Raw genomic sequence first — 7,335 nt, 5'->3', positions numbered from 1 at the left:
CATCAGCACTATCAGGTGGCATGCGCAAACGTATCAGTCTTGCAAGAACAATTGTGGTTGATCCTTTGATCATGTTGTATGATGAACCTACCACCGGACTTGATCCTGTTACATCAGATGAGATCAGTGCCCTTATTATGGATGTGCAGAAGAAATATAAAACATCTTCTATCATCATTACGCATGACATTAAGTGCGCTTTACATACTGCTAACCGTATGATCATGTTGAAAGATGGCACTGTTTTTAAAGAAGGGAAACCGGAGGAGTTCAAACAATCAACCGACGAATACATTCAATCATTTTCTTTTCAATAAAGAAAAACAATTTACTATGGATACAACATCACAATCATATAAAATAAAGCTGGGTCTGTTTATTATTGGAGGTATTTTACTATTCGCAGTGGTCCTGTTTATTATTGGTAAAAAGAATAATCTGTTCACGCCCGTGTTTACAATCTCCTCTACATTTAATAATGTAAGTGGGTTACAGGTAGGTAATAACATTCGTTTCTCCGGCATTACAATTGGCACGGTTGATGATATTACGATCATTAACGATTCCACGGTGAAGGTGGTAATGGTGATCAAGAACAGCGTTAAAAAATTTATTAAAAAAGACAGCAAGGCCATCATTGCTTCAGATGGAATTATCGGTGATAAGCTGGTGATCATTTCACAAGGGAGTACTGAATCACCAATTGTAAAAGAAGGACAACTACTCGAATCAGAAGAACCAATTGAAACAGCAGAAATAATCGCCAGCTTACAAATATCAGCTGCTAACGCAGAAGTTATAACAGAACAGCTTGCAGAAGTAATGATCAAAGTAAATAGTGGCAATGGCACATTGGGAAGATTGATACAAGATCCGACAATTGCCAATAACCTGAGCCAAACCATGCAGAATATGAAAACAAGCAGCCAGGGCTTAACGGAGAATATGGAAGCTGCAAAAGAAACTTTTCTGCTGAAAGGCTATTTCAACAGAAAGAAAAAAGCTGCAGCAAAAAAAGCAGCGGATAAAAAAGCTGCCGAACTGAAAGCCGCAGAAGAAAAAAAGAAAGGATAACCGGGGGTAGTAATAATGAATGTGTGAATCTTACAATACTATCATCAAATCCTGTAAGAGAAAGAAGTAAAATAAAATCACTTTTGCATACAGCGATTTACAGGAACAATCAGAAATTACCTGTAACAGTTGCAAGAGATTTAATCAGTTTATTCATCAAAAACAATCATAATGAAAAAGTTTATTTATTTATTTTCAGCTATAACCTTAATTACTGCTGTATCACTTGTAAGCTGTAATAACAGCACAGAAGATGGCACTACAGAAAATGAAACAAAGAAAGATACAATTGTTATCGAGGAAAAGAATGACGTTGTTACTGTAAAAATAGCAACTTCAGAAGAGTGGGCTGCCTTTAAAGCAGATGCTGAAGCAAAAATTGAAGCAAATGAAAAACGTATTGCGGAAATTAAGGTTAACATGAAAAAGCCCGGAAAGTTATTCGATAAAATGCGTGCTGATCGTATTGAAGCGCTTGAGCAACGTAACAGGGATCTTCGGTTAAAAATTACTGCTTACGAAACAAACAAAACCGATTGGGAGAAATTTAAAGAAGAGTTTAATCACGATCTGGATGAGCTTGGCAAAGCAATCGGCGATATTTTTACTGATAACAAATAATTTCAGATCGGGTCAATTGGAAGTGGATGAGCGGGATATTTATTTATCCCGCTTTTTTATGTCCATTAACAAATGAAACGTTTTATGTGTGAATGATATAATGTATGCGTCTTGTTGTGTAATGCTTTAGAAAAAATACAGGGCCACCTTTGCAGAATAATAATATTAAACAAACACATGAAAAAGCTAACATTGCTATGTTCTCTTATTGTACTTACAAACATAGCATTTGCACAAACCATTGATAAAAAATGGTCGATTGGTTTGCACGGAGGTGCCACCCAATACAAAGGTGATCTGGGAAATGATTTCTATAAATTCGATATGGCATTTTATGGTTTTGGAGGCTTAACAGTATCCCGCTATATCGGTTCCAATCTCGATATTAACCTTACAGGTACAAGAGGAAAGATCGGGTTTAACCGTCCTTCGGGTCATTTTATAAGCGATGTAACTACTGCCAGCGTTAACTTACGCCTGCACTTACTTAATGAAAGACTACCGGTTCGTCCATACGTATTTGGTGGTTTTGGCGCAATGTTGTTCGACAAGAAACTGCAGATCACAAAAAAGAATCTTGACTTTGCAACACCAACAGCTGGTGCAGGTGTGAACTTTAAATTAGGTCCATCCGTAAACTTAAACATACAGGAAACTTTTATGTTTTCAAACAGAGATGTCAGAGATGGTGTTAGTGCAGGAAAGAATGATGAATACCTGTTTCACTCTGCCGGATTAACGTTCAACTTCGGTAAGAAAAAAGATGCAGACAATGATGGTATAGCCGACAGGTTAGATAAATGTCCCAACACGCCTGCAATGGTAGCTGTTGATAAAAATGGTTGCCCTGTTGATACAGATGCTGATGGTATTGCCAACTATCTTGACAACTGTCCTGATATTGCAGGCACTGTTGCATTAAATGGTTGCCCCGATAAAGATGCAGATGGTATAACTGATGCAGATGATCGTTGCCCTGATGTAGCAGGAACTTCAGCTTTAAAAGGTTGCCCTGATACAGATGCCGATGGTGTACCGGATATTGATGATAAATGCGCTGACACAAAAGCAGGTTATAAAGTAAATGAAACAGGTTGCACAATTGACAACGATATGGATGGAGTTGTGAATGAAGAAGATCGTTGCCCTGATGCAGCAGGCCCTGCAAGTTTGAAAGGCTGTCCTGATACAGATGCTGATGGTGTACCGGATATTGATGATCGTTGTCCTGCATCAAAAGGAACAATTGCAAACAAAGGTTGTCCTGAGCTTACGCCGGAAGTTGTACAAAAAATTACCAACATTGCAAGCAAACTGTTTTTTGAAACAAACAGTGATGTTTTAAAAGTTGCTTCTACTACAGAGCTTGATGAACTGGTAACCATTCTTAAGACTTACGAAAACTCAATCCTCACTATTGAAGGCCATACTGATAGTAAAGGCAGTGATGAATTTAATATGACCCTTTCGCAAAAAAGAGCCAGTGCAGTAAGAGTTTACCTGATTGAAAAAGGTATTGCAGAAAACAGATTAAAGAGTACAGGTTTTGGTGAAACTAATCCAATCGCAGATAATAATACCAATGCCGGTCGTGCAAAAAACCGCAGGGTTGAATTAAAAACATCGTATTAATTTTCAGAAGTATAGCATTTGGTATGATAGGTTTAAGGTATGGGGCTGTTTATACAGCCCCTTTTTTTTACGTATGTGTGAATCATATAATGATTTGCTGCAAGCATATAACTACCTGTTGTAGTCTGTTCTTCAACTTTACATGAAGGAGAATTTGGTTGGCCCGCTTAACCCCGATCAATATTGTACAACTATGCTGGCAGTAAAAAAAAAAGGTATCTTATTGCAAAAAACACAACTTGGTTTTGAGTGTGACGGTGTATTAAACCCCGCTGTTATCAGTTACAACAATTCCATTCATATTTTTTACAGAGCAGTAGCGAAAGGAAATTATTCAAGTATTGGCTATTGCAGGCTCAGCAGCCCCTTAGAAATAGAAGAACGTTACGACACACCGGTACTTTTCCCGCAATTTGATTATGAGGTACATGGCGTGGAAGATCCACGGATTGTTAAGATCGATCATTTGTTTTATCTCACCTACACAGCCTATGATGGATCTAATGCTTTAGGTGCCCTTGCGGTTTCAACCGATCTGCAGAATTGGCAAAAGAGAGGTATCATCACACCACAAATTACATACGATGTATTCCATCACCTGGCTGAATCAAAAGAAAAAATCAATAAAAAATATCTACGCTTTAATGAAGACTTTCGTTTACGATCCCAACAAAATAATAAAATGCTGATGTGGGATAAGAATGTGATCTTCTTTCCACGGCGCATTAACGGCATGCTGCATTTCCTGCACCGCATACGGCCCGATATACAACTAGTGGCTTTTAACGAGCTGACAGATCTTACACCGGAATTCTGGCAAAACTATTTTCTGCATCTCGACGATAATATTATACTGGCGCCCAAACACAAACATGAAGTAAGCTATATTGGTGGAGGTTGCCCGCCAATTGAAACAGCTGAAGGCTGGTTATTGATCTATCATGGTGTGCATGACACAGTGAAAGGTTATGTGTATTGCGCCTGTGCTGCATTGCTTGATCTCCACAACCCTTTTATTGAAATTGCACGACTCCCCTATGCATTGTTCAAACCCGACCTGGAATGGGAACTGAAAGGTGAAGTGAACAATGTTTGTTTCCCAACCGGTACCATTGTAGAAAATGATACGCTCTACATTTATTACGGAGCAGCTGATGAGCATGTTGCCTGTGCCAGCGTAAGTATGTCTGACTTGCTCACTGAGTTATTACTTAACCGAAAGAAAGATGAAACAACAAATGAAGGACCTCATACACATCCCCTCCCCAACCTTGTTTAGCCAATTAACAGCATGGGGAAATGATCTGCAGTTAATGAGTGGCACGAAGCAGCTGCCTGAAATTTTATTGATCACATCGTATCCGCCCCGTGAATGTGGTATTGCCACTTATTCGCAGGATCTTATTAAAGCACTGGTCAATAAATTTGATGACTCATTCAACTTCAGTATTTGTGCGCTTGAATCAAATACTGAAACACATACCTATACTGAACCCATCAAATATCTATTGAATACAGATGATGCAGATGCTTTTCTACGATTGGGTGAAAGCATTGAAGCAGATACGGCTGTAAAAATGATACTGATTCAGCATGAATTTGGGTTTTTCCGACAGCATGAAGCTGCATTCCTTCGTTTCTTACAATCGCTGCACAAACCATTTGCAATCGTTTTTCATACCGTATTGCCATTGCCAGGCAAAGAACTGCTGGAGCAGGTGCAGCAGATCAGTGAGCTTGCAGCATCAGTGATTGTGATGACCAAATCATCCAAAAAAATCCTGTTGAGTGATTATCATCTTTCATTGAAAAAAATTACGGTGATACCACACGGCACTCACCTCGTTCCACATGAACATAAAGCAACACTGAAACAAAAATATCATTTAACCGGCCGCACCATTCTTTCAACATTCGGCTTATTGGGCTCAGGAAAAAACATTGAAACTACTTTGCGTGCGTTGCCGGCTATTATACAACAGCACCCAACTGTGTTGTTTCTCATTATTGGAAAAACCCATCCATCTATTGCAAAAAGGGATGGTGAGGCTTACAGACTGATGCTGCAAACAATGGTGCAGGAATTAAAGCTGGATAATCATGTACAGTTTATCAACTCCTTTCTTCCTTTGCCGTTATTACTTGAATACCTGCAGCTAACTGATATTTATCTTTTCACATCAAAAGATCGTAACCAGGCTGTGAGCGGAACATTTTCGTATGCCATCAGTTGCGGTTGCCCTGTTATTTCCACTCCTATTCCGCATGCAAGGGAAGTATTAAAACATGATGCAGGTATCATTATTGATTTTGAACGACCGGACCAACTGGCCAAAGAAGTAAACAGCTTGCTGGATAATGAAACATTACGAACTACCATCAGCTCAAACGGATTGCACCGCATGGCTTCCACTGCATGGGAAAATGCAGCCATTGCACATGCATTGTTATTTAAAAAACTGGTTGATGACCATGTGCCGCTTCGCTATGTTGTACCACCTGTTCATCTTGATCATCTGAAAAAGATGACAACTGATTTTGGTATGATCCAGTTTTCAAAGATCAATCATCCTGACCTCGAATCAGGTTATACAGTTGATGATAACGCAAGAGCAATGATTGCCATGTGTCAGCACTTTGATTTAACAAGAGACAAAGCCGACATCAGCTACATAACCATCTACCTGCGCTTTATTGGATTTTGTCAGCAAGCCGATGGAAGTTTTCTCAACTATGTAAACACAGAAAAAAAGTTTACCGCACAGAATTATGAAACAAATCTAGATGATGCCAACGGCAGATCCATCTGGGCATTGGGCTATTTAATTTCATTGCGTCCTTTGCTTCCGGTGCAACTTACCAGTATGGCCAATCATATGTTCCAGAAAGCTATTCCCTATCTGCGCACATTGCATTCAAGCCGTGCAATGGGCTTTATCATTAAAGGATTGTATTACCGTCATCTGAAAATAAAACTCACCGAAAACAGTTTGCTCATTACCGAAATGGCCAACAGGTTGTTGCAAATGTACCGGCATGAGCAGGAAGAAGAATGGTGCTGGTATGAAAGCTATCTTACGTATGCCAACAGTGTGCTGCCTGAAGCAATGCTTTGTGCATGGATCACCACCGGCTACGATGCTTACAAAGAAACAGCCGTTCGCTCCTTTGATTTTTTATTGGGCAAATTATTCGGCAAAGAAAAGATCAGAGTAATATCAAACCAAACATGGATGCACAAAGGAAAAGAAGTGTTGCTGCAAAAAAACGGTGGTGAACAACCAATTGATGTGGCTTATACCATTCTTGCATTGAGTAAATTTTATGAAGTATTCAAGAAGCAAAGCTACCGGGATAAAATTGACATCGCTTTCAACTGGTTTCTTGGAGCCAATCATCTGCAGCAGGTTATTTATAATCCGTGCACAGGTGGTTGTTATGATGGCGTGGAAGAACATTCAGTAAACCTGAACCAAGGGGCTGAATCAACTGTGAGTTACCTCATGGCCCGTTTAACGATCGAAAAATTACAACGAAACATGCTACGCACGCAATTACAGAAAAAACATTTAACGCATTACAACCTGTGAATGATACAACAAAACGGATGAATGCTGTAAGGAACTTCACTGTAAACTGCACGATCTTTATTCACACTAATAAAACAATAATTATATGAATGCAGGAAAAATTGTATCAGCCGTTTTGGCTGGTGTAGCAGTAGGTGCAGCGTTAGGAATTTTATTTGCTCCCGATAAAGGATCTGTCACAAGGAGAACTATTGCCCGCAGAAGCAAAGATTTCACCGATGACCTTGGAGATAAAGCCAACGACTTTATTGACAGTATTACAGAAAAGTTTGAATCAGCCAAGGATGAAGCGATTCGCTTAGCTGAAAATGGCAAGCATAAAGCTGAACAGCTGCATGCAACCCTTCAGCCAAAGCAAAACACGTAATTACAAACGCATAAACAGGAAAGTGTTCATGATTGTGCATAACAGCATTAC

The 7,335-nt window shown here is 39.4% G+C and carries 7 protein-coding genes; all 7 read left to right on the top strand.

All coding sequences use genetic code 11. The annotated features are described in order from the left end of the window. Positions 1-317: ATP-binding cassette domain-containing protein (locus tag VK159_RS18270; protein ID WP_324231608.1), on the top strand; the 317-nt coding region annotated here is incomplete at its 5' end. A gap of 16 nt (positions 318-333) precedes the next feature. Beyond that, the gene (locus tag VK159_RS18265) at positions 334-1,074 is read left to right on the top strand and encodes an MlaD family protein (protein ID WP_324231607.1); all 741 of its coding nucleotides are present in this window, start codon (positions 334-336) and stop codon (positions 1,072-1,074) included. Between the two features lie 171 nt (positions 1,075-1,245). Then, positions 1,246-1,695, top strand: a complete 450-nt coding sequence (locus VK159_RS18260; protein WP_324231606.1) for a hypothetical protein — start codon at positions 1,246-1,248, stop codon at positions 1,693-1,695. Positions 1,696-1,872: 177 nt separating this feature from the next. Beyond that, on the top strand, positions 1,873-3,327 hold the full coding sequence (locus tag VK159_RS18255) for an OmpA family protein (RefSeq protein WP_324231605.1): 1,455 nt from the start codon (positions 1,873-1,875) through the stop codon (positions 3,325-3,327). 142 nt (positions 3,328-3,469) lie between these two features. After that, positions 3,470-4,606, top strand: a complete 1,137-nt coding sequence (locus tag VK159_RS18250; protein ID WP_324231604.1) for a hypothetical protein — start codon at positions 3,470-3,472, stop codon at positions 4,604-4,606. Beyond that, a complete protein-coding gene (locus VK159_RS18245; RefSeq protein ID WP_324231603.1) occupies positions 4,554-6,917 on the top strand; it encodes a glycosyltransferase in 2,364 nt (787 codons plus the stop codon). Before VK159_RS18250 ends, VK159_RS18245 begins: the two co-directional genes overlap by 53 nt. A gap of 85 nt (positions 6,918-7,002) precedes the next feature. Then, complete coding sequence (locus VK159_RS18240) at positions 7,003-7,284, top strand: YtxH domain-containing protein (RefSeq protein WP_324231602.1); 282 nt, start codon at positions 7,003-7,005, stop codon at positions 7,282-7,284. Positions 7,285-7,335: the final 51 nt, after the last annotated feature.

This window comes from Lacibacter sp., assembly GCF_035299325.1.
In the GTDB taxonomy this organism is placed as follows: domain Bacteria; phylum Bacteroidota; class Bacteroidia; order Chitinophagales; family Chitinophagaceae; genus Lacibacter.
The sequence above is the reverse complement of the archived record's forward strand: the minus strand, read 5'-3'. Positions and strand labels throughout refer to the sequence as shown.

Coding starts and splice junctions, on each gene's coding strand:
- VK159_RS18265 (WP_324231607.1), top strand. CDS start 334: ATGGATACAACATCACAATCATATAAAATAAAGCTGGGTCTGTTTATT.
- VK159_RS18250 (WP_324231604.1), top strand. CDS start 3,470: ATGAAGGAGAATTTGGTTGGCCCGCTTAACCCCGATCAATATTGTACA.
- VK159_RS18240 (WP_324231602.1), top strand. CDS start 7,003: ATGAATGCAGGAAAAATTGTATCAGCCGTTTTGGCTGGTGTAGCAGTA.
- VK159_RS18260 (WP_324231606.1), top strand. CDS start 1,246: ATGAAAAAGTTTATTTATTTATTTTCAGCTATAACCTTAATTACTGCT.
- VK159_RS18245 (WP_324231603.1), top strand. CDS start 4,554: ATGAAACAACAAATGAAGGACCTCATACACATCCCCTCCCCAACCTTG.
- VK159_RS18255 (WP_324231605.1), top strand. CDS start 1,873: ATGAAAAAGCTAACATTGCTATGTTCTCTTATTGTACTTACAAACATA.